This window comes from Peribacillus simplex (genome assembly GCF_900156045.1).
Lineage (GTDB): Bacteria > Bacillota > Bacilli > Bacillales > DSM-1321 > Peribacillus > Peribacillus simplex_D.
The window spans coordinates 510,501-533,128 of sequence record NZ_FTMX01000004.1 but is presented as its reverse complement, the minus strand read 5'-3'; the positions used below and the strand labels follow the sequence as shown (position 1 = coordinate 533,128).

General features: G+C 39.6%; 20 protein-coding genes. 5 read left to right on the top strand and 15 right to left on the bottom strand.

Going from position 1 to position 22,628, the window contains the following annotated elements; translation table 11 throughout:
- Nucleotides 1-47: 47 nt before the first annotated feature.
- From BW986_RS16785 to BW986_RS16775, 3 genes are all read right to left on the bottom strand, one after another.
- Nucleotides 48-1,415 carry a sigma-54 interaction domain-containing protein gene (locus tag BW986_RS16785; RefSeq protein WP_076368986.1) on the bottom strand — a complete coding sequence of 456 codons (1,368 nt, stop codon included), beginning with the start codon at nucleotides 1,413-1,415 and terminating at the stop codon, nucleotides 48-50.
- 208 nt (nucleotides 1,416-1,623) lie between these two features.
- A complete protein-coding gene (locus tag BW986_RS16780) occupies nucleotides 1,624-2,607 on the bottom strand; it encodes an alpha-ketoacid dehydrogenase subunit beta (protein ID WP_076368985.1) in 984 nt (327 codons plus the stop codon).
- 12 nt (nucleotides 2,608-2,619) lie between these two features.
- Nucleotides 2,620-3,615 carry a thiamine pyrophosphate-dependent dehydrogenase E1 component subunit alpha gene (locus tag BW986_RS16775; protein ID WP_076368984.1) on the bottom strand — a complete coding sequence of 332 codons (996 nt, stop codon included), beginning with the start codon at nucleotides 3,613-3,615 and terminating at the stop codon, nucleotides 2,620-2,622.
- A 476-nt stretch (nucleotides 3,616-4,091) separates the two neighbouring features.
- On the opposite strand from BW986_RS16775, the gene BW986_RS16770 reads away from it, so the two are divergent.
- Genes BW986_RS16770 through BW986_RS16760 form a run of 3 tightly spaced genes read left to right on the top strand, consistent with a single transcriptional unit; the run spans nucleotide 4,092 to nucleotide 8,148 of the window.
- Nucleotides 4,092-4,571 carry a MarR family winged helix-turn-helix transcriptional regulator gene (locus tag BW986_RS16770; RefSeq protein WP_076368983.1) on the top strand — a complete coding sequence of 160 codons (480 nt, stop codon included), beginning with the start codon at nucleotides 4,092-4,094 and terminating at the stop codon, nucleotides 4,569-4,571.
- Entirely contained in the window at nucleotides 4,568-6,292 is a 1,725-nt protein-coding gene (locus BW986_RS16765; RefSeq protein ID WP_076368982.1) for an ABC transporter ATP-binding protein, read from the top strand. The genes BW986_RS16770 and BW986_RS16765 overlap by 4 nt, the downstream gene beginning before the upstream one ends.
- A complete protein-coding gene (locus BW986_RS16760; RefSeq protein WP_076368981.1) occupies nucleotides 6,289-8,148 on the top strand; it encodes an ABC transporter ATP-binding protein in 1,860 nt (619 codons plus the stop codon). The genes BW986_RS16765 and BW986_RS16760 overlap by 4 nt, the downstream gene beginning before the upstream one ends.
- Nucleotides 8,149-8,268: 120 nt before the next feature.
- Here BW986_RS16760 and BW986_RS16755 read toward each other — a convergent pair whose 3' ends face one another.
- The gene (locus tag BW986_RS16755) at nucleotides 8,269-8,721 is read right to left on the bottom strand and encodes a MarR family winged helix-turn-helix transcriptional regulator (RefSeq protein ID WP_076368980.1); all 453 of its coding nucleotides are present in this window, start codon (nucleotides 8,719-8,721) and stop codon (nucleotides 8,269-8,271) included.
- Nucleotides 8,722-8,843: 122 nt separating this feature from the next.
- Between BW986_RS16755 and BW986_RS16750 the strand changes: the two genes are divergently transcribed.
- A complete protein-coding gene (locus tag BW986_RS16750; RefSeq protein ID WP_076368979.1) occupies nucleotides 8,844-9,284 on the top strand; it encodes a GNAT family N-acetyltransferase in 441 nt (146 codons plus the stop codon).
- 229 nt (nucleotides 9,285-9,513) lie between these two features.
- Here the strand turns inward: BW986_RS16750 and BW986_RS16745 are convergent, their stop codons facing one another.
- Together BW986_RS16745 and BW986_RS16740 are read right to left on the bottom strand one after the other, a co-directional pair.
- A complete protein-coding gene (locus BW986_RS16745; RefSeq protein WP_142244647.1) occupies nucleotides 9,514-10,782 on the bottom strand; it encodes an erythromycin esterase family protein in 1,269 nt (422 codons plus the stop codon).
- 29 nt (nucleotides 10,783-10,811) lie between these two features.
- Nucleotides 10,812-11,183: a hypothetical protein gene (locus BW986_RS16740; protein ID WP_076368977.1), complete on the bottom strand. Its 372-nt coding sequence runs from the start codon at nucleotides 11,181-11,183 to the stop codon at nucleotides 10,812-10,814.
- Nucleotides 11,184-11,441: 258 nt separating this feature from the next.
- Here BW986_RS16740 and BW986_RS16735 point away from each other — a divergent pair, with 258 nt between their 5' ends.
- Complete coding sequence (locus tag BW986_RS16735; RefSeq protein ID WP_076368976.1) at nucleotides 11,442-11,951, top strand: divergent PAP2 family protein; 510 nt, start codon at nucleotides 11,442-11,444, stop codon at nucleotides 11,949-11,951.
- Between the two features lie 457 nt (nucleotides 11,952-12,408).
- On the opposite strand, the gene BW986_RS16730 is transcribed toward BW986_RS16735, so the two are convergent.
- From BW986_RS16730 to BW986_RS16690, 9 genes are all read right to left on the bottom strand, one after another.
- Nucleotides 12,409-12,561 carry a YfhD family protein gene (locus BW986_RS16730; protein WP_076368975.1) on the bottom strand — a complete coding sequence of 51 codons (153 nt, stop codon included), beginning with the start codon at nucleotides 12,559-12,561 and terminating at the stop codon, nucleotides 12,409-12,411.
- Nucleotides 12,562-12,801: 240 nt separating this feature from the next.
- A complete protein-coding gene (locus BW986_RS16725; RefSeq protein ID WP_076368974.1) occupies nucleotides 12,802-13,125 on the bottom strand; it encodes an AtuA-related protein in 324 nt (107 codons plus the stop codon).
- Entirely contained in the window at nucleotides 13,106-14,446 is a 1,341-nt protein-coding gene (locus BW986_RS16720; RefSeq protein ID WP_311316560.1) for an acyclic terpene utilization AtuA family protein, read from the bottom strand. Before BW986_RS16720 ends, BW986_RS16725 begins: the two co-directional genes overlap by 20 nt.
- Nucleotides 14,447-14,453: 7 nt before the next feature.
- Entirely contained in the window at nucleotides 14,454-15,758 is a 1,305-nt protein-coding gene (locus tag BW986_RS16715; RefSeq protein ID WP_076368973.1) for a CitMHS family transporter, read from the bottom strand.
- 442 nt (nucleotides 15,759-16,200) lie between these two features.
- Nucleotides 16,201-17,613: a sigma-54 interaction domain-containing protein gene (locus tag BW986_RS16710; protein WP_076369072.1), complete on the bottom strand. Its 1,413-nt coding sequence runs from the start codon at nucleotides 17,611-17,613 to the stop codon at nucleotides 16,201-16,203.
- Nucleotides 17,614-18,227: 614 nt separating this feature from the next.
- Nucleotides 18,228-18,935 carry a GntR family transcriptional regulator gene (locus tag BW986_RS16705; RefSeq protein WP_076368972.1) on the bottom strand — a complete coding sequence of 236 codons (708 nt, stop codon included), beginning with the start codon at nucleotides 18,933-18,935 and terminating at the stop codon, nucleotides 18,228-18,230.
- A gap of 267 nt (nucleotides 18,936-19,202) precedes the next feature.
- Nucleotides 19,203-20,255 (bottom strand): YeiH family protein, encoded by a 1,053-nt coding sequence (locus BW986_RS16700; RefSeq protein WP_081395663.1) that lies wholly within the window; start codon nucleotides 20,253-20,255, stop codon nucleotides 19,203-19,205.
- A 45-nt stretch (nucleotides 20,256-20,300) separates the two neighbouring features.
- The gene (locus tag BW986_RS16695; protein WP_076368971.1) at nucleotides 20,301-21,050 is read right to left on the bottom strand and encodes a PIG-L deacetylase family protein; all 750 of its coding nucleotides are present in this window, start codon (nucleotides 21,048-21,050) and stop codon (nucleotides 20,301-20,303) included.
- Nucleotides 21,051-21,199: 149 nt separating this feature from the next.
- Nucleotides 21,200-22,552 carry an aminotransferase gene (locus BW986_RS16690; RefSeq protein WP_142244664.1) on the bottom strand — a complete coding sequence of 451 codons (1,353 nt, stop codon included), beginning with the start codon at nucleotides 22,550-22,552 and terminating at the stop codon, nucleotides 21,200-21,202.
- Nucleotides 22,553-22,628: the final 76 nt, after the last annotated feature.

Genomic DNA, 22,628 nt, shown 5'->3' with positions numbered 1-22,628 from the left:
AATAAATCCGGGATTTCGGAATGAATTCTGAAATCCCGGATTTATTTTTATTGGTCAGAAATCTGATATTTTCTAATTTTATCGTAAAGGGTAGAATTCCCTATCCCAAGAGCTTCCGCAACCCTTTTTTTATCAAACTTGAACCTCCTTAACGCTCTTTCGATTTCCTTCTTTTCTGTTTCCTCTACACAATCCTTTAAACTTAATTCTTTCATATGCACCTTATGAAGTTTTAGATAATCAGGTAAAGCATCCTTTCCCATTACCTCTTCATTTGATAGGTGAACACCTGCATCAATCACATTCTCTAGTTCTCTGATATTCCCTGGCCAGTTATGGCGCTCTATTAATGAAATCACCTCTGGGTGTATGGAGGTTACTCGTTTTCCTATTCGAGCTGTGATTTTTTTAAAAAAATAATCTACAAGTAAAGGGATATCTTCAATTCTATCTCTTAAAGGAGGAACAAATAATTGGACAGCATTAATTCTATAAAATAAGTCTTCACGAAATAGCTTTTCTTCAACCAATTTTTCTAAAGGGCGATTTGTTGCAGCAATCACTCGAACATTTAGTTTTTTTGGGTAAAGCGAACCTACAGGCTCAAACTCTTTCTCCTGAAGGACCCTTAATAACTTGACTTGCATTTGCTGAGGCATATCACCAATTTCGTCAAGAAAAACCGTCCCACCATCAGCAAATTGAAACTTTCCTATTTTACCTCCCTTTTTTGCCCCTGTAAAGGCACCTTCTTCATAACCGAAAAGTTCAGATTCTAACAAGTGTTCCGGAATTGAACTACAATTTATTTTCACAAGCGGCTTGTCGCTTCTTCCACTTAACTGATGAATGCTATGTGCTATTATTTCCTTGCCTGTACCGCTTTCTCCTCTAATTAGTACAGAGATATCACCTCTAGCCAACCTTTTCACACGTTCTTTTAACTGTTGTATTTCTTGAGAAGTTCCAATTAAGTTGTGTAAGGAATACTTTACTCCATTTGTAACATCTATTTCATTTCTGTAAAAATTATGTTTTGTCAGTATCTCCTTAATGTGACTATTCATTTTATTCCAGTCATCAAGATCACGAAACATTATTGTCCCGATTGCACCAATTATTTCATTATTTTCGATGATAGGAATGCGATTTGCAATAACAAAATCACCACGAATAAAATGTATATCAGCGATTTCCGATTTACCTATTTGCACTACAAGGTGTAGCCTTGTATTTTCAATTATATTCGTCACATGTTCACCAATCACTGTGTCGCGTTCAACATTTAAAAATTCACAATATTTATTGCTAATGTATTGAATTTTCCCATTACTATCGACAATTACAATTCCATAATATGTACTTTCAAACACTATATCTAATAGTTTATTATTGGAGAATTGTCCAGTATTCATCTTAAGCTCCTTTATATAGATTCTTTACCATATAATACCACGCATTTCAAATGCCGTTTCAATGATTTTTTTATTCATGCGTATTTTTGATCAAGTGACATCCTTGGCGATTTCCTTAATTGATTTTTAATGGGCATGATCAATCACGTGAACAAACAAAGCATCCCCCAGATGGAGGATGCTTTGTTTGTACTATTTTAAGATTCGTTCAATAGGCAACAAGGTCCCTAAGTGCCTTTTCTACTTTTTCAGGATTCACCATGAAGGATTTCTCCAATGATGGTGAATATGGCATCGCTGGGACATCCGGGCCCGCGAGTCTCATGATTGGGGCATCCAGATCGAAGAGGCAGTTTTCTGCAATGATCGCCGATACTTCACTAATGATGCTTCCTTCCTTATTATCTTCAGTAACCAATAGGACTTTTCCTGTTTTAGATGCAGCTTCCATAATGGCTTCCTGATCTAATGGATAAACGGTTCGTAAATCAAGAATATGAACGGATATGCCATCACTGGCCAGCCTTTCAGCTGCCTGAAGCGCAAAATGAACACAAAGGCCGTAAGTGATCACTGTAACGTCCTCTCCTTCACGTTTTACATCCGCTTTCCCAATCGGTAAAACATAATCATCATTCGGCACTTCTTCTTTAATAAGGCGATAGGCACGTTTATGTTCAAAGAAAAGGACTGGATCTTCATCGCGAATGGCTGCTTTCAATAAACCTTTCACGTCGTAGGGTGTAGAGGGCATGACAATTTTAAGTCCCGGTTGATTGGCAAAAATGGCTTCAACGGATTGTGAATGGTATAACGCCCCATGTACACCCCCGCCGTATGGAGCTCTGATGACGATAGGGCAATGCCAGTCATTATTGGAGCGATAGCGGATTTTTGCAGCTTCCGAAATGATTTGGTTGATTGCGGGCATGATAAAATCAGCGAATTGCATTTCCGCAATCGGCCTCATTCCATACATGGCCGCGCCGATGCCAACTCCTGCGATTGCGGATTCAGCAAGCGGCGTATCAATGACACGCTGTTCCCCGAATTGTTCGTATAACCCTGTAGTCGCTTTAAACACTCCGCCTTTTACCCCCACGTCCTCACCTAAAACAAATACACGGGGATCACGTTCCATTTCTTCCCTCATCGCCATTATCACGGCATCTATATAAGATATCACTGCCATCTTCTTTCCTCCTTACTTACCTGCGTAAACGTAATTTGAGAGCGTGTCTTCACTTGCAAATGGAGCATTTTCCGCATAGTCAGTCGCTTCGTTCACAACTTCCATTATTTCCTCGTTCATTTGTTTCTCCATTTGATCATCCAGGATTCCTGCTTCTTTTAAATAGGCACCGAAAGTGATGATCGAATCTATTTTTTTCGCCTCCGCCACTTCATCAGGCGACCTGTATTGACTATCATCATCATCGCTTGAGTGTGGTGTAAGCCTGTATGAAACCGTTTCGATTAAGCTTGGTCCTTCACCACGCCTGCCTCTCTCGGCCGCTTCTTTCACCACCCGGTATACTTCGATCGGGTCATTTCCATCAACCGTCACCCCTGGCATGCCATAACCAATCGCCCGGTCCGATACTTTCCCGCAAGCCAATTGCTTTTCAATCGGTACGGAAATGGCATACTGATTATTCTCGCACATCAAGATAACCGGAAGTTTATGTACACCTGCGAAATTCGCTCCTTCATGGAAATCACCTTGGTTTGATGACCCCTCTCCGAATGTAACGAATGAAACAATATCTTTTCCTTCCATTTTTGCGGCGAGTGCAATCCCCACTGCATGTGGGACTTGAGTGGTAACTGGCGACGATCCCGTCACGATACGATTCTTTTTTTGCCCAAAATGCCCAGGCATTTGACGCCCGCCCGAATTTGGATCTTCCGCTTTTGCAAAACTGGATAACATTAAATCCCTTGCGGTCATCCCAAACGCAAGCACCACACCGAGATCGCGGTAATAAGGAAGGACATAATCCGTTTCACGATTCAAAGCAAATGCAGCTCCCACTTGAGCTGCTTCCTGCCCTTGACAAGAAACGACAAAAGGAATTTTTCCAGATCTGTTCAACAGCCACATCCGTTCATCTATACGTCTTGCCAATAACATTATTCTATACATCTCAAGCACCTGCTCATCACTGAGACCTGCCTGTAGATGACGGTTTTCAACCATATGTCATCATCCCTCCTAATAATTAATACATTTTTCTGTTAAAACAAACTTTATATCCGGTATTTATCTAAGGAAGAAAAATCTCGTTTATGTATGCATGCTTGCCATCTAACACCCTCAAATGCGTTATCATCTAGTATTATTACCTGGTACTAACTCAATGCAATATTATCCTACCACTTTTTATCTCAAATTTCCAACTAATTTCACTCTGTTAAAAGGACATTTTTATGTCTATTGAATCAAGTATATGGAAAAGTGGGTTTTCTCACGCGATGATGAATTGCCTAGACAATTCAGATTTTCGCTGAAGAAACAAAGCTTATTTTTATGTACGACCAAGGTCTAGATAAACACCGAAATTATGTGATCGTTTTTTTGTTGACTAAGCGGAAAAATAGCTGTAAATTAAAGTGATTCATAAAATTAAATGTTCGAAATGGAACAGTTCAAAACAGAAAGAATGGTGATGTTGAGTGGAGAATGAAAAACAATTAATGCGTTCCGTACAACTATTGCGTTCATTTTGGAGCGTGCAGAAAAATATCATGCGTTTCGTTCAAAAGACAGCCGCGGAAAATGGATTAACAGTTCCTCAATATTCCATTTTGATGACCATTACCCTTTACAAAGAAACCACTCAAAAAAATGTGGGGGAGAAAACATTTCTTCCAAAAAGCACCTTGAGCCAAGCGGTCGATGGTCTCGTTCGGGCAGGCATGCTCCACCGTGAGCATGTGGAGGGCAACCGGCGTGAGATTCAGTTGTCAATCACCGATCAGGGGAAAAATTTATTAAAAACGATTCATTTTCACGAAGGAAGCATTCACCAAGTCTTTCAAACGGCCATTGAAATGCTTTCCGACGACCAGTTTGAAGGGTTGCTAGAAACGCATCTTCAAATTACAAACTTTTTAGAAGCGCAAGCTACCGAACAGGGAGAGTGTTCAAAATGATAAAAATACTGAAAAATTTATCCGTTTATAAGTGGATTATTTCAGCAGTTATCGGTCTGGTTTTTATTCAATCCATGTCGGACCTCTTTTTGCCTACACTAATGGCTGATATTATTGACAAAGGCGTCGTTCAGGGAGACATTCCATACATTTGGAAAATCGGTGGTTTGATGCTGTTGGTTTCCGCACTTGGCGCTTGTGCATCCATAATCGCAAGCTACTATTCTTCCAAAGCGGCAATGGGAATGGGACGCGATCTCCGCCTGAAAGTCTTTAATCATGTTGAAAAATTTTCGTTACAAGAATTTGATGAAGTCGGTACGGCGTCATTGATTACAAGGACGACCAATGATATAACGCAAGTCCAGCAAGTGGTTATCATGATGCTTCGTATGGTTATCAGTGCACCTATCATGTTAATCGGCGGAGTGATAATGGCTGTATCCATGGATGCAAGATTATCACTTGTCATTGTTGTCACAATGCCTTTATTGATTGGGTCGATCTTGCTTATTCTATATAAAGGTGTACCACTCTTTCAAACGGTGCAAAAACGATTAGATCGGTTGAACCTTGTATTACGAGAAAATTTAACTGGTATTCGCGTCATTCGAGCTTTCAATCGTGAAACACAAGAGAAAGAACGTCTAAAGAAAGCGAATAAAGAATTGACGGATGTTTCAATCAAAGTCAATAAAATTATGGCCTTCATGATGCCTGTAATGATGCTTGTAATGAACTTGACGGTTGTTGGCATCATTTGGTTTGGTGGAGTTCGTATTGATAACGGCGGTATGCAGATCGGGGACTTAATGGCCTTTATCCAATATGTTATGCAAATTATGTTCGCTCTCGTTATGGCTTCCATGATGTTCGTTATGGTTCCACGAGCGGCCGTGTCGGCAACAAGGATAAACGAAGTCCTTGACATGAAACCTTCATTCCTGGATGAGGGTACAGAAAAGGCAGATCGTGAACACGGTACACTTGAATTTGAACATGTGACGTTCAGTTACCCGGGAGCAGAAGAACCTGCATTATCGGATATTAGTTTCTCTGCAAGTCCTGGTGAAATCACCGCAATAATTGGTGGAACAGGCTCAGGGAAAACAACGCTCGTCAATTTGATCCCCCGCTTTTATGATATTTCAAGCGGAACGATTCGCGTCAATGGTGTTGATATTCGTAAGTCTTCACAAGATGAAGTTCGTTCAAAAATTGGCTTTGTACCACAAAAGGCCGTCCTCTTTACAGGTACGATCGCTGAAAACATTCGCTTTGGAAAACAAACAGCCACACAAGATGAAGTCGAGCATGCTGCTCGGATCGCGCAAGCGGAAGATTTTATCAGCAACATGAAAGACGGCTATCAGGCAGAAATCGAACAAGGCGGTTCAAACCTATCAGGCGGGCAAAAACAGCGGCTTTCGATTGCACGGGCACTCATTCGGAAACCCGATATTTATATATTCGATGATAGTTTTTCTGCACTTGACTTCAAGACGGATGCCAACCTTCGCGCAGCCCTGAAAGATGAAACGAAAAATTCGACGGTACTGCTCGTTGCCCAGCGTGTCAGTACGGTGGTTGACGCTGATCGAATCATTGTTTTAGACGAAGGACACATTGTAGGTATGGGCACACACCAAGAGTTGCTAAGTACAAACGACATATACCGTGAAATCGCCTTATCACAGCTCACGGAGGAGGAAATTGCATGAGTAATCAAAAAAAACCTCAAAGCGGCGGTCATGTTGGGCATGGTCCTGGTGGCGGTAACATGATGATGATGGGTCAAAAAGCTAAAGATTTTAAAGGAACACTAAGACGTCTTTTGACCTATTTAAAACCTCGGCGCAACAAATTGATTGCCGTGTTCTTTGCTGCAATCATGAGTACGATTTTTATGATTGTCGGACCAAAAATCATGGGAACGGCAATTACGGAATTATTCGAAGGAGCGTACGGAAAATTCCAAGGGATACCAGGAGCAGCCATTAACTTTGATAAAATTGGTCATATACTTCTGCTCCTTGCTGGACTGTATGCCTTAAGCAGCCTTTTCAACTATGTACAACAATACATTATGTCAAGTGTTGCACAAGACACGGTATATGATCTTCGAGAAGATGTTAACGAAAAGCTCGAGAAACTTCCACTCAAATATTTTGAAGGACGTCCAAACGGAGAAACACTTAGCCGAATGACAAATGATATTGATACAATCGGGAGCACCCTTCAGCAAAGCTTAACGCAGTTCATCACATCAATCGTAACGATTTTGGGGATTATCATCATGATGCTTTCAATTAGCCCGTTATTGACATTAATCTCGATAGTCAGTTTACCTTTATCAATATTTGCAATCCGGCCTATTTTGAAAAAATCCCAAAAGTACTTTGCCGATCAACAACGTAAACTCGGACAATTAAATGGGCACATTGAAGAGATGTATACCGGCCATCAAGTCGTTAAAGCATTCGGACATGAAAAAAAGGCGAGTGCCCAGTTTACTGCGGTTAATGAGGAATTGTATAAAGCGGGAAGCAGAGCACAGTTTATATCTGGTATCATCATGCCGCTGATGTTCTTTATCGGAAATTTGAGCTATGTCCTCATCAGCGTTGTCGGCGGAATATTGGTAACGCAACGTTCGATTTCAATTGGTGATATTCAAGCGTTCATCACTTATTCAAAGCAGTTCACCCAGCCAATCACACAAACGGCTAACATCGCAAACATTATTCAGTCGACGGTTGCAGCAGCTGAGCGTGTTTTTGAACTACTTGATGAAGAAGAGGAAATGAAAGAACAAACCACAGCTAATATAAAAAGGGCAATTGGTGCTGTCTCTTTCGAACATGTGGACTTTGGATATGGGGAAGAAATGTTAATTAAAGATATGAACATCGATGTCTTGTCTGGTCAGACGGTCGCAATCGTTGGACCGACTGGTGCTGGAAAAACGACCATGATAAATCTCTTGATGAGATTTTATGAACTCAATGGCGGAAAGATTAATATTGATGGTCTTGATACAAGGAGTATGTCCCGTAGTGATCTTCGAAAGAACTTTGGGATGGTGCTTCAAGATACATGGCTCTTTAATGGCACGATTAAAGAAAATATCGCTTATGGCAAGAATGGAGCAACTGATGAAGAAATTTTCGCAGCTGCTCGTACGGCACATGCCGACCATTTCATTCGTACACTGCCAGATGGCTATGAGACAATCTTAAACGAAGAAGCTTCGAACATCTCCCAAGGCCAAAAGCAGCTTTTAACAATCGCCCGAGCTGTTCTAGCAGATCCACCAATCATGATATTGGATGAAGCGACGTCTAGTGTGGACACTCGGACCGAAGTCTTTATCCAAAAAGCCATGAACCGACTGATGGAAGGAAGAACTAGCTTTGTCATTGCCCATCGTCTCTCAACGATTAAGGATGCAGATTTGATTCTTGTTATGGATCAAGGAAAAGTGATAGAGAAGGGAACCCATTCAGACCTTTTGAGGGTGAATGGGTTCTACGCAGATCTTTACAATAGTCAGTTTACTGAAAATGCAGCTGGATAATAAGAAAGAGGCTCAATTTCCAATCGGAATCGAGCCTCTCTTTATAAATTTTATCCATAAACATTCCATGGAGGCACACCAATTAAGCATCCATGAATCAGTGATAACTTATAAGCTGTATCAATATCCCCTTTTATTTCCCTTTTTAACAAATTCCCAATCTACCTCAATATTTTTTCTGACCCTTTGAAGAAGATGCAACATCGTTTCCGTTTCCTCCAAAGAAAACCCAGATAATGCAACCTTGTCGGTATACTCCCCTTCTTTTTTCAAAAAGGGATAGACCTTTTCACCTTTATCAGTAGCATATAACTTTTTAATTTTTTTGTTGCCCTCATCATTTTTCTTTTCAATAAAACCTTGAATTTCAAGTTTTTTAATGGCACGAGCCGCTGTCGTTCGGTCAACCTTTATCATTTCTGCTAACTTTTCCTGAATGATTCCTGGATTTTCACATATTCGGACAAGATACAAATACTGCCCTTTTGTAAGGTCAAATTCTTTAAATTCAATATTACTTATAGAGTCCAATGCCCTTGCTATCATTCCAATTTCACGGAGTATTTCTTTCATTCAAAGTGCCCCTAACTTTTTTGTTGTATTTACAACAAAAATAATTTCGTTTATACTAAAAAAGGATATACATTTATTATGACTTGTCTTATTGCATAAATCTAGAAAAGGGATGAAGAACATTGGATTCAAAGAGAATTACTACTGAAAATGATTTAAAAATAGCCTTTCATATCAGAAAAGAAGTATTTGTTGAGGAACAGGGTTTCCAATTAGAAATTGAATTTGATGAATTTGATGCACTTAATGCTTCTTCTGAACACATATTAGTCTATTATAATGAAAAACCAGTAGGAACTGGAAGGTTAAGAGTTGTTGATGGTTTTGGTAAATTGGAGAGAATTTGCATATTGGAGCCTTACCGTAAATTTGGCCTTGGAAAAATAATAATTAAAACGTTAGAAGAGATCGCAATGGAAAAGGAATTATCCAAGGTTAAATTACATGGACAAACACAGGCAGAGGGGTTTTATAAAAAACTCGGCTATCAGGCTTCATCCGATGTCTTTATGGAAGATGGCGGTCCACATCTTTTAATGATAAAAGAATTAATGAATGAATAAGTGTGTTAAATGTGAATAAAACAAACATTAACCTATATTTGATGGGATCATGCTATTTACTATAGGTTATTCTTAAATGATACAATCAGACCGTGGAACCTCACCATTTGCTGCCATTCTGGTCTGATTTTTTCCACACGATACTTCTAAAAAGAAAAAACCAGGTCAATAGGAATAAGCACGAACAGGCCCTTAATAACCTGAAATGTTATTAAGGGCTTGAAATTTATTACACAACGGGTGCTGTTTCATGAACAAGCGGGTGAAGCGCCTGAGTTTCATCAATGTAAATAAAAGCATCATATCTATCTGACATTACAGAAGGTACATAGTTTCCATATTGTTCATATTCAGGTCTGTATACAACCCCAATCGCCCGATGTCCGATCCTATCTTGGAATAGCTGACGATTTTCATCAGTGAAAATGAGCAATTTATCATACGCCCCCGAAAGGTGCATGGCCTCCTCCCAACTTCCATTAATTGCAGGGGGTACTGTTTTTATTTCAAGATCCTTGCCCCACTCATCTGCTGCAATAACAGTTCCTCTGTAGGTTCCGAATCCTGTGATAAATACATCCTCAGTTGGGTTTTGCTCACGAATGACCTGACCTACGTTAATCATCCCTGAATCTCTCATATCAGTAGCGCTGGCATCGCCAACATGGGTATTATGTTCCCATACAATCGCCTTGCCTTTTGAACCGTAAAAATCCATAATTTCATTAAGTGCATCCACCATATGCATATCTCGAATATTCCATGATTTATCATCATGTACCACCATTGTCCTGTAATAATTTTCTGCATTATACGCTACTAATGCATTCACTTGAAGATTCAAATTCAATTCTTCATGATGGGGGTATTTTTCTTTTTTTCGTTGTATAGTTGTCAGTAATTTGGCTACTTCCTCTATACAGTCTTCTGAAAAAATGCCTGCGGAAACTGCGTACTCCTCATTATTACGATTAAAAGGCTCAAAACATGTGAATGCCTGTCTTGCAGCTTCGAGGTCAGGCGAATCAATTTGTTTTAAGTAATGGATAACTTCATCCATGGATTCCCAGAGACTATAGATATCTATCCCATAAAACCCTACTTTTGTTTGATTTTGTCCAGACTCATTGTATTCTTTCATCCATTCAATCAAATCTATCATTTCCTCGTTTGCCCACATCCAGGTCGGCCAGCGGTCAAAAATTTTAAGCACATCCTTTGCCGATTTAGATACTTGGTCATAGCCTTTAACATACCTATTAATTGCCTGGCATGCGGGCCAATCGCCTTCAACGGCTACAAAGGTGAACCCTTTTTCTTGAATCAGTTTTTTTGTTATTTCAACTCGGGCCGTGTAAAACTCGGATGTTCCATGCGATGCCTCTCCCAGCAAAACAAATTTTGAATTTTTGACTTGTTGAATGAGCTTATCCCAATCTGCTTCACTTTTAAGTTTGACTGATTGTTCGATTATTGACTGAACCAGATTATGATGCACTGTTTTTCCTCCTTGTTCTTTTACGAACATTATCGTTTGTATTCAGCATTATAAGAATTTGAACCTGCGTGTACTGACAGTAAAGTATCAGCGTATCCTACTAGACGATTTATAAGTTCATCACAAATTGAGTAAACCAGCTGAAAATTTTCTTCCTTAAATAGTATAGGATCATCCAGAATTATTGTCGTGTTAATGAACATATCTTTGTTTCCATATAGATTGTAGTGCACTATAGCCTTTCCAGCAGCTCCTTCAGTAATTGGATCATTAAAGCCTGGAATGAAAACAAACCATTCTTCAGCCGTAGCGGACCTGAAGTTTTTTGTAAAAGTCATTCGCTCGGTTACCTTCATGATCTTTTTTAACTCTTCCGGATTTATATCCTTGATCTTGTTCATCCCATTGCCACCCTTAACACCATGTTAATAATCTTCCGTTATATATTTTCCTTAAGGTACCCATCCTATAAATATTATTATGAAATAATCGAACACTGACACTGGGCCATTATATACATGAAACTTAACACAAGTAGACTTTTAATAAATGCCGATAATCATGGATCTTCCGCATATAAAAATTATTTTTTGGGTATCAAAAGAAAGAAGATAAATTCCTGGATTAGGTTGGACTGGTCTGGAGTGGAGGAGTTGCTCATGGAAAAGATGAATCGGGGAATTTTAACGGCGCTGTCGGCGATCGGCATTGCACAAGGACTGAAAATTTTAACGCATAATAAGCTGACAGGAAAGTGGGATTTGAAACAGGCTTTCTCAACAGGTGGCATGCCAAGTTCGCACTCTGCAGGTGTGGCCGCACTGGCATCTTATGTGGCAGCGAATAAAGGCTGGCTGCATACGGAAACATCGCTTGCGACAGTGTTCGGCGTAATTGTGATGTATGATGCTCAGGGGATTCGGCGCCATACAGGCGAAATTGCTAAGCTTGTGAATGATCTTGAAGATAATATGGCGAAATTTTCTGGAGAGTTTCCAAGCTTTGAGTATGTGGAGCGTGAGAAAGAACTGAAGGAACTGCTCGGACATCAGCCTGTGGAAGTGGGAGCAGGTGCGCTGCTTGGAGTAGTACTTGGGTTAATTTCGGCTAAATTGGAGGATGGCAAGCCCTCTAGAATCAAACGGCTGGTTACGGCGGGCAAGCCTTGATATTCTAGATCATGAAGTAAGGTATGTAAGGAACTAGGTAAGAAAGAGTCTAAATAAATCATCCAAGATTTATTAATTGCCAACAAATATAGATATTTTTAACATGTAACTACCTAAAAAACTAGCTCAGTCTTTTTCTTATAAATCCGGAAAAAATGAGTGTTAACTACTATTGATATTTATTAAAGTGACACTGTTTCTTCGACTAAGATTATCTTTAGTTGAAGAAACAGTATGAAAGGATCTCCACATTGAAGATCCTTTTTTCATTAACTATAAAATCGATCTCTTAAGTAAGCTTGCAAAGTTTTTTCGCCAATCCACTTCCGTTCCGCGATTATTGTTTCACTAACGCACCTTTGATTCTATAAGAAAATAAAAAAACAGCGCGTTTTTTTGTTTTACTTAAATTTAAAAAGGAGTGTAAAAATCATTCCGCATCTTTCACTTTTTTGTTTCATTTAGGTCTTGTAGCTCTTATTTTTCCACTTTCACCAAGCTCACGAGAAAACTCTTCATCAACACGATCCGGTTCTATTTTTAAGTTTTCGGGAGTTTGAGGTAACGCCTTTTTGCTGCTAGATGGTTTATGATTGTTTGATCTTCCCATTATATTGCCTCCTAACGAATTTTAATCTTTATTAGTATGGCTAAGAACCACATTTATATATCTTTAGATTTGCTTATGAACGAACATTTTTATCTTAAGAACAGTTTTTTGGAACAGCTCCTTCTTATACCACTTAACGCACCTGAGTGTTGAAAAAGAAACCCTTTTCTTTGATGCAGATGGTCTTCAAACAGATGATATAACGTCCGATACTATTTATAAATTTTTTTTATCCCCCTCCTATAACGCTTCTTGTACCTCTATTTCCATCTCCAATAAGGCGTAACTCAAACTTTTCCCATGCGTATCCATACCGAGTGATATTGTAACCCCGCCAAGCAAAGCTTGATGGCAAACGAACTGAAGAGCAGCGATATTTGGAATCTCATATCGAAAAATTTCACCATCAACAATGTCCTTAAAATGTTGTTTTACTCTCTCGATTGTTACTTCTTTGCATAAAAGGGCATAGTCTTTTTCATGATATGGAATAAGCGAAAGCATCAAAATATTCCCTTTATCACCGGCGCGACTGTGGGCAAGCTCATATAGTTTTCTCTTCATGCAGTACACTCTCCTTTATTACAACATTCACTTCAATTTCTTCACGAGGAAGTAGAGAAGAAACAATTCCTAAAACTTCGTGTGTATACTTTCTTGCTCCTCCTCCACCGGCTGGCCCGTTTGTGTAAAGAGATTCAACCTCTTCACCAATTTTAGCGGCTTCACTTAGACTTTGTGCTTTAGCTGCGACCCTTAGTCGGACTTCGTATGGTTCATTCCATTGTCCAAACGTATTCCGGTGTGTGGATGAAACACCGATATAATCAATCCGCAACTCATCAAAACTCTTCTCAAGTCTCGTTCTCATAATGTCTCCAGCTAGTTGTGCTCGTCCCCATGCATTTGAACCGGCATATGAAATTTCTCCTTCACCTATAAACCCTGCATGGTAACCGACGCTTACTTTTAACGTTTCCGGCCGTTTCTTTCCTTTCCCTCCTGTTACTTCAATTCGATTCGGCCCTGCCTCTCGAAGCTTTACTGACATAAAGTCTGCAATTACATCAGGTGTAATGTATTCGTTCGGATTTGTGACTTCATATAAAAGCTGTTCTTTCGCCGTCATTAGATTGATAACTCCACCTGTATTTGAAATTTTTGTAATCAAGGCAGAACCGTCTGCTCGTACCTCCGCATACGGAAATCCTAAGTTCTCCAAGTGTGGAACATCCTTTTTTCCAGGATCTGCGTAATAACCGCCAGCAATTTGACCACCGCATTCCAAAAGGTGGCCAATAATGGTGCCCTTTGCAATCAAATCTGTGTCGTCAACCGACCATCCGAAGTGGTGAACCATTGGCGCTAAAAATAAGGATGGATCCGCCACTCTCCCGGTCAGAATAATGTCTGCTTCTTTTTCTAACGCAGGTAAAATAGCTTCCACACCAAGATAGGCATTTGCCGATAAAATTGGGCCATATGAATGTAGAGGCTTATTTGTTTCCATAGTCTGGGCATCTGTATCCAGGAATGACGATACATCATCCCCTGTCACAGCCGCCACTTTGATAGAAAGACCTAGTCGTTGGGCAATTTCAATTACTTTTTCAGCGCCACTGACCGGGTTGGCTGCTCCCATATTTGTAATTAACCGCACACCATTTTGAATGAGTGTTGGAAGTAATAGCTCCATCCGCTTTTCAAGCAGCGGATCATAGCCTAATGAAGAATTCTCTTTTTTTCGCTTGTGCGCCAGCGCGATTGTCCGTTCCGCCAAACATTCCAACACTAGATAATCCAAATTCCCTTTTTCTGCAAGGAGTAGTGCGGGTTCCAACCGATCACCTGAAAATCCTGCACCTGAACCGATTCTAATCAACATAATCACCTCAAATTATAGTAATAGCTCCTGTTAGCAGGGCTACGATAGTCATGATAATCGTTGTTCCAAATGCCCATTTAAAAATAAAACGCTGATGATCCCCTAAATCGACGCCTGTCATTCCTATAAGAATAAACGTAGAGGCTGTTAATGGACTTAATGGGAAGCCGGTTGTCATTTGCCCCAGTATAGCTGCCCGGCCAATTTCAATGGGATCAATTCCAAAAGTAGAAGCGGTTTGACTAATGATAGGTAAGACTCCAAAATAGTAAGCATCCGGTGTAAAAACTAAACTTAGAGGCATGCTTGTTATAGCTGTCAAAATAGGTAAGTAGCCCGCCATCGCTTCAGGAATAATCGACACCATAGAAAGCGCCATAGCATCAATCATTTTTGTTCCGGTCAAAATACCGGTAAAGATCCCCGCCGCAAAAATCATGGTCGAAACCATAACAACGTTGTTTGCATGACTTGTGATACGCTCCATCTGCTGTTTTTGGTTTGGGTAATTCACCAATAAAGCAATTGTAAAAGCAATAATAAACAAAGTAGGAAGTGGAAGCCATACTTTGATTAAAGCGATGAGAAGAATCAGTGTCAAAATTAGATTGAACCAAAAAAGTTGGGGACGCTTAAATTCTAACGTCGTTGCCGCTAATTCTTGAAAAGCTATGTTGTCCTTTTCCTCCAAATCTATAATCCCTATTCTTTCCCTTTCTCTTTTTCCAAGTAAATAGGATGAAAACAACACCCATAGGATACCTGCAACCATAGCAGGTAAAATAGGATTAAATAGTTGAGCAGAAGTGACATTCAAAGTTGCCATCGCCCTTGCTGTTGGACCGCCCCATGGTGCAAGATTCATCACACCTGCGCCCAAAGCCACTACACCTGCTAAAATGAGAGGGTTCATCTTCAATCTCTTATAAAGAGGAAGTAAGGCGGAAACAGTAATCATAAAAGTAGAAGCACCATCCCCATCTAAGGATACAAGCATCGTGATAACGGCCGTGCCCACCACCACTTTTAAGGGATCTCCTTTCACGATAAGAAGCATCTTAGATACGATTGGATCAAACAAACCCGTGTCCATCATCAGCCCAAAATATAAAACAGCAAAAGCCACCATAATTCCGGTAGGAGCAACCTTTTCGATACCCGCTAGCATCATTTCTCCTATCCCCAAGCCAAATCCACCGATCAAAGCAAAAACGATTGGCACCAACACCAGAGCAATTAAGACTGATAAACGTTTTGTCATAATGAGGTAAAGGAAAACTCCTATTGTCAAGAAACCTAAAATAGCTAACATATAATCCCTCCCAATGAGTCGTAAATTGAATGTTTACTGACATAGCTCAGATGAAAAGATTTTTCCCCACGAGGCATATTCACCAAGGATTTCATTGCCCTTTCTATAAGAGTTTTGCTGTGTACTATACTTTTGCAAGAACCATGCCTAAACAAAGAAAGTAATATTTAAATTATTATTGCAGTTTGATTTTCTTAGGTGTTTGTTCACTCTAATGCTGATTTATCAGTTATTTAAGTACTCATTTAAAAATTTAAAAAACAAAAAAAAGAAAGCACTTTGTTGCTAGCGCTTTCATTTATAGTGGATTCAAATTCTAATTTTTTAGAAAATATTACTAAGATTCTCAAATAAATTACTTTATCCCCTAATTCTATAGCCTTGGTTGATTTCTAATTTTTTAGAAATCAATGGATATTATTCTAATTTTTTAGAAATCGCTCTAAATAATACGGTATTTTTTCATTTTATTATATAAGGTGGCCAAGGACACCCCTAGAGAATTTGCGGTTTTTTTTCTTCCTTCCATATCATTTCCAAACTGCCCCAAAATTTCTTGAATGAATTTTGATTCTGCTTCTTCCGTTATGTCCTTTAGTGTTTGACCGTTTGGTTTTAGAGTAGAATCTAAGCGATTCAATTCGAGCTTCATCAATACATCAGGTAGGTGTTGGATCTTTATCTCCATACCTTCTGCCATACAAGTTGCATAGTCGATCACATTTCTCAATTCTCGAACATTGCCAGGCCATTCATATGACCGTAAAAATTCTAAAGTTTGTTCGTCAATAGTGTACATAGAACCTTCCTTAGATGGAGTTAATGACGAACGAAGCAATGAATGAACCAGTTCAGGAATATCCTCTCTTCGTTCTCGAAGAGGTGCTATCTTTAAACCTATAACATTAAGTCTATAAAACAAATCTCCGCGAAAATGATTTTTATTTACAAGCTGTTGTAGATCACGGTGTGTAGCGGCAATAATCCTGACATCAATATTTCGCTCTTCTGTTTCTCCTACTCTTCTGATCTTACTTTCTTGTAACACCCTGAGTAACTTAGCCTGAAGATCATATGACATATCACCAATTTCATCCAAAAAGAGCGTACCCTGGTCTGCCATTTCAAATAAACCGATTTTACCGCCTTTTTTTGCATTGGTAAAGGCCCCATCTCCATAACCGAATAACTCACTTTCTAATAAAGAAGGTGGAATAGACGCACAATTAACTGGAATAAAAGGCTTATTACCACGATGGCTTTTATGATGAATAGCCTGTGCGAATAATTCTTTTCCTGTTCCGCTCTCGCCGATAATTAAAATTGGATAGTTGGAATCGGAAACCCGTTTTGCCACATACACAACGTCCTTCAACCCGCCATCTTTTCCGATGATGTCATCAAAAGTGTATTTTACTTGATAAAGCGAATTCATCTGCTTTTTAAGCTGCCGGACTTTCTCGTTTTGTTTTTGAAGTTCAATTGACAATTTATGAACTTCAGTTAAACTTTTGCAGACGGACACAGCGCCAACAACCTGTTCATTGAGAATAATTGGAGCCATATCGACCACATATTCTCGGTCTTTTGTCTTTCGGTAGACTCCAACACGACACTGACAATCTTTTAGTGTTTTTGTAAGTTGCGCTCCGGGCCGATATTTTACCAGTGGCTTCCCTATGATTTCAGCAGTAACACCAGTAATACGTGTATATTCAGGATTGATCATCCTTACATACCCATTATGATCAATCACTAAAACACCATCATTGATTGATTCTATAATTGCTTTCCACCAGCCTATGCTATTATCACTAATTGAAGCATTGTTTTTATTATTTGATTGCTCTTTCAAGGAATTAACTCCTTTCACCCTTATAGTCCATATTTCAGCTTTTTCCGCCTGGATCATTTCTTTAATTTTATCTCTAAACTGCCCATTCGTGGTAATTTGCTTTGTGGTTGTTATGTGTCACTTGGCATGTCTGGAGAGGTTAGTCGCTGCCAACCATTGACCATAATAAGTAATGGACGTTGTGCGTATACTTGTCATTGTGTGCAATCTTATTGACTACCTTTGTTTTCGAATCGTTTTATCTTTGTGTACCAGTATGCATAAATAGGCTTTTAAGGATTTGACTTGGAGCGTCTGGGGGGACGATTTATCTTGAAAGACTGAAGAGGCAGTTATTTCATGAAACAGCCAATCCTATCATAAAGTCCTATCAATGTGTACGTTGAATATGATAGATTTACTTTAAATATTGTCTCAACTAAATCAGCCATTTTTCTACCCTAAAACTACGTTGAACCCGGTGGTAAATCATATTATAGCTAATCGGGTTTTTATAGAAAGTCTTGACTGGCGTTTTAATCCGGTTCAAGATCGACTAACTCAATGATATAGAAGCGAAAATGACCTAAGCCTCTCTGCATCTTAGAAAGGCTTAGGTCACTTTATGTGCAAAATCAATTCTTCCGAGACATTTTCATTGCGAATGAATACATATCCGATCGGAATAACCCTTTATAATATTCTACTAAGTTACCATCAGAATCAAAAATCATTCGTTCTGTGATCAGTAAGCACATCGTTTCGGCTATACCTAAATGTTCTGCATCTTCTTTTGTTGGGAAGCCGCAGGTTATGATTTGTTCCGCTTCACAAAAGTCAATGTTTAGATCACCTTCGAGTGCATCATACAATACGGTTGTACTTAAATCGAATTTCGTCAATTTTTTTCCTAGGTCCAAAGAATAATAATGCAATTCTATGGCTATTGGGACATCCCCCTGCAACCGCAATCTTTTAATATGATAAGATTCATCCTCAAACCCATTTGCATCAGCTATATTTTCAGGTGTCATTACACGGCCATGATCCAGTAGTTCAATGCCCATGCTTTTAGTGGTTTCCGTAAAACTTATCATCTTAAGCCATTCTTGTACAGGTTTAAGGGAAACGAACGTTCCCTTACCATGCCTTTTTTCCAATATCCCCTCACGAACCAGAATGGATACTGCTTCCCGCACAGTGCTCCTGCTGACAGAATACATATCCATGAGTTCCCTTTCACTCGGGATTTTATCTTTATAATAACCTTCCAAAATCTGATTTTCCAATATGGTTTTCAATTGAGCATGTAAAGGGATTGGATTTTTAAAGTCTAACTCCATAAAATTTCCTCCAAACAGAAAAAGACATCATAATGTTCGTATCAGTTATTATATTGTAAACCAAATAATTATAATATTCAAACATGCTGACGGCCGATTTTTTCCTTAAATTAGTATTTTACCATTTTTCCACTCCTTCTTTTCCAATAAAACGTTTCTTTAGATGAAAAAAACCTGAATAGATTTAAGTATTCAGGGCTTATCCTATATGCAACCTTTATCACGTTTCAGGCATATTTAATGGGCAAAAATAGTAAAGCTTATCTATTAAACGATAAAGTACGAGATTATCGAGAGCAGCAAAGAGGTTATGGTCATGGCTAAAAGAGGACGCATGGCTTTTGTCCGCAGTGCCTGCAGGCTAACATTCAGTCCAAGACCGATCATGGCCATTGTCAATATAAATGTAGTCGATTTGGAAATACCATCCATTACGAGAGGAGACACCGTGATATACTTTCCAAACACATAACTTCCTATTAGACTCATGATTATAAAACCGACGAGAAACCATGGAAAATCAATTTTGGCATCATGGCCCATTTTCCCGGATGTGCGTTTTTTCATCCAATACATAAAAATGAAACATAATGGGATAAGTAAAAAGACACGGCCCAATTTTGCAAGAAGTGCAATCGCTAGCGCATCTTCCCCAGCCGGTGCTCCCGCCAAGGCAACATGCGCGATTTCATGAAGACTGATCCCAGACCAAATTCCATAATCCAAAGCAGATAACGGAAGGATCGGACGTAAAAGTGTATAAACAATGGAGAAAAGTGTTCCCATTAACGCGATTATCCCGACGCCTATGGCTGTATCTTCTTCCTTCGCTTTCACGATAGGAGATATTGCCGCGATGGCAGCTGCACCGCATATCCCAGTTCCAACAGCAAGAAGAAGGGAAATGGAGGCATCTGCCTTAAACCACTTTGCAATCAGGACCATCACGACTATTGCAAAAGTCACTGTTCCTATGTCACGTACCAACAATGGCAGACCCTGATTGAAAATCACATCGATATTTAATTTCAACCCGTATAAAATAATGGCAAAACGCAAAAGTTTTTTTGCGGAAAATTCTATTCCTGTCCTGAACTTTTCTGGATATCCCGCAATTTGTCGATAAATCACGGCAATGATGATCGAGCAAGCAAGTGGACCGATTCGATTGAACCCTGCAATCTTGGACAGCCCCAAGCCTAAGAGGGCAATAAAAAAGGTGAATGCGATACCGCTCAGCCACAAAACCACCCTGTTTTGAAGCAACTTTTGCTGCTCTTGTGGTGTTTCTTGCAGTGGCTCATATTTTTGTAATTCCATATATTCCTTCCCCCTTTCCAGATAAACTAAAGCCCAAATTACGTATCATCCCAACCTTTCAATCATTTGAAAAAAATCGGTTTCTTCTATATTGGTGGGTGAATTCCCTTTGATAAAGCACTCGGATTTCTTTAAAAAAGGCAAGCTTGGATTTTGATTCCCCCACAATTCAGAAACGGCCAGGGTCTGGGAACGATGTGACCTTAAGGCACGGATCTTTTTCTGTAAAGTCCCTGCTATATTCACTCTTGTGATACTGCTCATCCCGTTTTCCTTTATCCATTCATCATAAAAAGCATGCCAAAGGACAAAGTACAGACTTTGAACCTTAAAAGCTGAAAATACTTGATCTGGATAAAAATTGGGATCACCGGATTTTAGAAAAGCAAATTCGGCAGCACGGCCTATCGCACAATGGTCTGGATGCCCCCCATATTTCCCGTGGAATGTTACTAGTGCATCCGGTTGAACTTCACGAATCACCTTTACGATTCTCTCCGCCAATAAATCGAAGCTTTCAAATTCAATCGTTTTATCCCTTACGTTTAAAAATCGCAGGTCGCTTATCCCCAATTCTTCACAAGCTCTTTTTAGCTCCTCTACCCTTAGTTTAGGCAATGCCTCCCTTGTTGTAATGATGGGATTTCCCATGCGCCTGCCCATTTCACCTTTTGTCGCACATAGTAATGTAATATGAACACCTCGTTCAGACATTTTGGCAATGGTACCGCCACACAGGAATGACTCATCATCGGGATGTGCAAGAACCACCAATAACCTATGTTGTGATTGCATATTTCCTCCTACTTCGGATTCTCCAGTTTTCCCCCTATTAGACCCACCATGAAAAAATGGACATGGATGTCATAACGGTTAGACATATCATGCCCATCTTCATTTTTCGTCTCTATATATTGTCCCTAAAGCTCAATCATCTATTTTTATTAGCATAATTGATATAAAACGGATTTAACCGTTTCTATGACAAAGCGTAGATCTTCAACGGTCGAAGATAAAGGGGGTGCAATGATCAATACATTTCCATATCCAGGAACTGTATCACCATTACGGCCGATGATAAGACCCTTTTCCTTGCAAGCCCCGATTATTTTACCCATGAACTCATCGGAAACAGGCGTTTTTGTCTTTTTATCTTCCACTAATTCAATGCCATATAAAAACCCGACTCCCCGAACTTCCCCTACTTTATCCAGGGCTGTCAATTCAAAGAGCTCACTTAGTGTCGATTCACTAAGCTCAGATACACGTTGAACGATTTTTTCATTTTCCAAGATTTCAATGTTCTTTAGCGCAACTGCGCAAGATGCAGGGTGGCCTCCATATGTTGACACATGCCTGAAATGATTTAATTTTCCGTTCTCTTTGAATTTCTCATAAATCCTCGAATTCACCGCCGTTGCTCCAAGGGGAAGATAACCGCTGGTCAACCCCTTTGCCATTGTAACAATATCCGGTTGAACCCCATCGGAGTGCATGAACCCAAACATTTTTCCAGTTCTTCCGAAACCTGAAACCACTTCATCCACAATTAAAAGAACATCATGCTTCTTACAGATTTCCGAAACCCTCGTTAAGTATTCTTTCGAAGGAATAAGGACACCGCCACCAGAGATGAATGGTTCAAGAATAACACCAGCTACCGTTTCAGCCCCTTCAAAATTAATGACCTGATCGATATATTCAGCTGCAAGCAAATCTGAGTTTTCAACGTTTTCCCCAAACGGACTCCGATAACTATACGGTGGAGGCACATGCAGGAAGCCTGGAACTGCAGGATCATATTTCACTCTCCGATTTGCCTGTGCGGTTGCGCTTAGCGCGCCAAAAGTATTGCCATGATAAGCTCTGTACCTTGAGATGAATTTGTATTTACCCTGATTGCCGTTTTGGGAATGATATTGCCTGGCTATTTTAAAAGCTGTCTCATTCGCCTCAGAGCCGCTGTTCGTAAAAAACGTTGTATAGGAGCCCTTTAAATGTTCGCTTATTTTTGCAGATAATTCGATTGCCGGCTGATGGCTTAACGTTAAAGGGAAATAAGATAAGTTAATCATTTGTTCATAGGCTGCCTGCGCAATCTCTTTTCGCCCGTGACCCAGGTTCAAGCACCATAAACCTGAAACCCCATCTAGATATTTATCACCTTTAGTATCTGTGAACCATGAACCGGATCCTTCTGTAGCCATCATGGGAGCATCCTTCTCATTATAGCGATGCATCGCATGCCATAAATGGTCTTTATCCATTTGAACAAGGTCTTTCGTTTCAGTTTCCATCTTCACAATTGAACCCCCCTTATTTTTCATTGAACGCAATTAAGTTAAGTTCCCATGCTGATACAGACCTCATTGG

Bases quoted from the DNA above. Each gene is read 5' to 3' on its own strand.
- BW986_RS16785 (WP_076368986.1), bottom strand. From the start codon at position 1,415: ATGAATACTGGACAATTCTCCAATAATAAACTATTAGATATAGTGTTT.
- BW986_RS16780 (WP_076368985.1), bottom strand. From the start codon at position 2,607: ATGGCAGTGATATCTTATATAGATGCCGTGATAATGGCGATGAGGGAA.
- BW986_RS16775 (WP_076368984.1), bottom strand. From the start codon at position 3,615: ATGGTTGAAAACCGTCATCTACAGGCAGGTCTCAGTGATGAGCAGGTG.
- BW986_RS16765 (WP_076368982.1), top strand. From the start codon at position 4,568: ATGATAAAAATACTGAAAAATTTATCCGTTTATAAGTGGATTATTTCA.
- BW986_RS16760 (WP_076368981.1), top strand. From the start codon at position 6,289: ATGAGTAATCAAAAAAAACCTCAAAGCGGCGGTCATGTTGGGCATGGT.
- BW986_RS16755 (WP_076368980.1), bottom strand. From the start codon at position 8,721: ATGAAAGAAATACTCCGTGAAATTGGAATGATAGCAAGGGCATTGGAC.
- BW986_RS16740 (WP_076368977.1), bottom strand. From the start codon at position 11,183: ATGAACAAGATCAAGGATATAAATCCGGAAGAGTTAAAAAAGATCATG.
- BW986_RS16735 (WP_076368976.1), top strand. From the start codon at position 11,442: ATGGAAAAGATGAATCGGGGAATTTTAACGGCGCTGTCGGCGATCGGC.
- BW986_RS16730 (WP_076368975.1), bottom strand. From the start codon at position 12,561: ATGGGAAGATCAAACAATCATAAACCATCTAGCAGCAAAAAGGCGTTA.
- BW986_RS16725 (WP_076368974.1), bottom strand. From the start codon at position 13,125: ATGAAGAGAAAACTATATGAGCTTGCCCACAGTCGCGCCGGTGATAAA.
- BW986_RS16720 (WP_311316560.1), bottom strand. From the start codon at position 14,446: ATGTTGATTAGAATCGGTTCAGGTGCAGGATTTTCAGGTGATCGGTTG.
- BW986_RS16715 (WP_076368973.1), bottom strand. From the start codon at position 15,758: ATGTTAGCTATTTTAGGTTTCTTGACAATAGGAGTTTTCCTTTACCTC.
- BW986_RS16705 (WP_076368972.1), bottom strand. From the start codon at position 18,935: ATGGAGTTAGACTTTAAAAATCCAATCCCTTTACATGCTCAATTGAAA.
- BW986_RS16700 (WP_081395663.1), bottom strand. From the start codon at position 20,255: ATGGAATTACAAAAATATGAGCCACTGCAAGAAACACCACAAGAGCAG.
- BW986_RS16695 (WP_076368971.1), bottom strand. From the start codon at position 21,050: ATGCAATCACAACATAGGTTATTGGTGGTTCTTGCACATCCCGATGAT.
- BW986_RS16690 (WP_142244664.1), bottom strand. From the start codon at position 22,552: ATGGAAACTGAAACGAAAGACCTTGTTCAAATGGATAAAGACCATTTA.